Annotated in this window: 4 protein-coding genes; 1 reads left to right on the top strand and 3 read right to left on the bottom strand. The window is 27.8% G+C overall.

Annotation, left to right across the window (positions count from 1 at the left end; translation table 11 throughout):
* Positions 1-174: 174 nt before the first annotated feature.
* The gene (locus ABZA26_RS12170; RefSeq protein ID WP_372714784.1) at positions 175-339 is read left to right on the top strand and encodes a hypothetical protein; all 165 of its coding nucleotides are present in this window, start codon (positions 175-177) and stop codon (positions 337-339) included.
* A gap of 261 nt (positions 340-600) precedes the next feature.
* Here ABZA26_RS12170 and ABZA26_RS12165 read toward each other — a convergent pair whose 3' ends face one another.
* The 3 genes from ABZA26_RS12165 to ABZA26_RS12155 all read right to left on the bottom strand — a co-directional run bounded on the left by ABZA26_RS12165 (position 601) and on the right by ABZA26_RS12155 (position 2,178).
* The gene (locus tag ABZA26_RS12165; protein WP_372714783.1) at positions 601-810 is read right to left on the bottom strand and encodes a transposase; all 210 of its coding nucleotides are present in this window, start codon (positions 808-810) and stop codon (positions 601-603) included.
* The gene (locus ABZA26_RS12160) at positions 788-1,546 is read right to left on the bottom strand and encodes a hypothetical protein (protein WP_372714782.1); all 759 of its coding nucleotides are present in this window, start codon (positions 1,544-1,546) and stop codon (positions 788-790) included. Before ABZA26_RS12160 ends, ABZA26_RS12165 begins: the two co-directional genes overlap by 23 nt.
* 296 nt (positions 1,547-1,842) lie before the next feature.
* Entirely contained in the window at positions 1,843-2,178 is a 336-nt protein-coding gene (locus ABZA26_RS12155; RefSeq protein ID WP_372714781.1) for a hypothetical protein, read from the bottom strand.
* Positions 2,179-2,656 lie beyond the last annotated feature (478 nt).

Raw genomic sequence — 2,656 nt, 5'->3', positions numbered from 1 at the left:
TTTTTATTTTTATAATCTTATATTTACCATACATATTTAAGCAGGCTAAATTTATTTAATTAAAAGTTCATTACAAATAATTTTTAAGGTAAACTTATATTATAGAAATCCAATAGAATCAGTGATTTAAACTTAATTTGTTATCAATAAAATAAGATTTAAAGAGGTGATAATATGCCGAAGATTATAGAGAGGAATAAGATAAAGATTTTGGGTAAAAAAGAATTCTCAGTAAAAGAAATAAGCAAAGAAATGAATATAGTTATGGGTACTCTGTACAATAATAAGGAGAAGTGGGCTATAGATAAAAAAGAAAAGGCAATACTAGGACTTCCATAAATTCCCTTGTTTTCATGGAAATTTTTCCTGATTTCTTCACACGGAACTTCGTTTTCGAGGGTTCTGCTACTTTTTTTCTTTTTTAAATAGTGATAATATCCTTGTCTGGATACCTTCAATATACCGAATAGCCTTCTCACATCCAATATGTTTTTATTTTGTTTTATAAATTCAAATCTTATTTGTTTTGATCTATGAAGAAGGCCTGAAACTTTTTTAAAATTTCGTTCTCCTTCTTTAATTCAGAAATTTCATTTTTCATTATCTCCAACTGAAAATCATTATTTTAAATTTTTTTCCATTCCCGTAAAAAGCTACCTCACCATTATTTTTGTACTCATATACCCATCTATTTAAAATAGTTGGTAAAATATTTAAACTTTTAGCTACTTTTGAAACTGGTTTTTCTTCCTGAAGAACCTGATTTATAGCACCAATTTTAAAATCTTTAGAATATTGTCTTCTTTTCATAAGAAATCCAGTTAAGTTCTAAGTTTTTTAGTCTATTAGGGATATTGTCAGGATATTTCCACTTTTTATTTTGTCTAAACTTTAATCGATTTTGATTTAAATCCAAATCTTCCAAAATCTCATTTTTGTCATTTAAATAATCCTCAAATTTATATTGATATAATCTGGATTTTCTGACATTACTTTTAAAAATTTCAGGGGTTATCAGAGTAACCATAATTTTATCAGCATATTTACCCTCTTTCTGAAAGCAAATTGCATTATCGATTATTCTTATAAGTTGATTTCTCGCCTGATCGTAGGTCACACTTTTAGAAATGTCAGAATACCATTTAGCTTCACAAAAATTTATAAAGGAATTTTCTTTGACTTCTAATTCAATCCCACCCTTTGTATTTTGTCTTAACTTTATATTTCCGATCGCAAGATCTACGTGTGTTTTGCCCTCATCCCTTGCTTCTCGAGGTGAAACCGGGAGCCCCTCAATAAATATTTTCCCGTCTTTTATAGATTTATTTTTAGATAATTTTCTTATCAACAAATCTGAACCACTTTGCCCACCAGCAGCATATCCACAAGCCAATAAAAAAGTCCAAATCTCTTCATCGTAAAAACTTTCTTTGGGATTTTTTAATTGTTCATTCAGTCTTATCATGAGTTTATCATATCTGTTTTCCGTTATTACAATGAATTTTCTCAATACAGATTTACTAGCTTCCAAACGATTATATAACATAAAAACCTCCTTAAATCTGCTATATTAGCTATCTATCCTTCGGATAAATTTAAAAAATATTACCTTTTGTATACTACTTAGTACAAAGTCTTCCTTTCCGAAACTTGATTAAATAACTTTGATTTTTTATCGGAATCTTACCATTCCAAATTTGTGACTGATCCAGCTAAGCATTTTTGAAAGTTTATCGTAAGGGATATCTTATACAATATATTTATATTGTATAAACTTAACAGTAATTAAAAAGTACACCTCACAGTGTACTAATTTTTAAAAATATTTTTATGATATTTAATTTAATCTCTATATGTATTGTTTGCCATTTTAATTATTTCTTTACTAAGATTTATTTCTCCATCAATATTTGAAAATAGGTACATCATTGCATCTTCTCCTAATCTTGAGAACCTTAACTGTAAATCCCTACCCATTAACTCATCAGAATATCCTTTGGAATAGCCCCTTGCAATCATTTCAGACATTGCAGCCATAACTTTTTCATCCTTCATAAATTCAGTGCCATCACCTAGTTTAACAATGTCTCCCAATGTTGTATTTCTGTCCCAAATAATATCTGCATTTGCAGTTATACCTCCAACAAATATAACCAGTGCTATTAATAATTTTTTCATAGAAAACCTCCTCCATTATATCCCTATTTTCATTATACATATGGGAATATTTCACGTCAAGCAATCCACTTATATATATTTATACAAAACAATTTTACGTTAATTTTAACAATCTTAAAAACTTTTATTTTGAATAAAAATAAAGTAACCTACTAATGAAAAAGATATATGTATTTAAAGTATAATGTTGAGTTAGTTTTTTACTGCTAATTTTAAAAGACTGTAGGTGACTGTTATTAATAATACAAGCCGATGATTATGAAGAAGATAAATTTAAATTTTAGTATGAAAAGTATTTAGAAGATTTAGAAAAAAAAGAATGATGTTACACTGCCAAAACCAACGATAAAACGTCTTATAGGAGATTCAGAACTTTTGTCATAATGATCTTAATATTAGACTGTGGACCTGGCTGTCAATATAAAACTGTTGCCATTCCACACCACCATTTAATTTTAAAATCTTGAGTCTTTTGTAT

Origin of the sequence: Ilyobacter sp., assembly GCF_041583315.1 — a bacterium.
GTDB lineage: Bacteria > Fusobacteriota > Fusobacteriia > Fusobacteriales > Fusobacteriaceae > Ilyobacter.
Note: the sequence above shows the minus strand (reverse complement) of the source record. Positions and strands in the feature narration are given on the sequence as shown.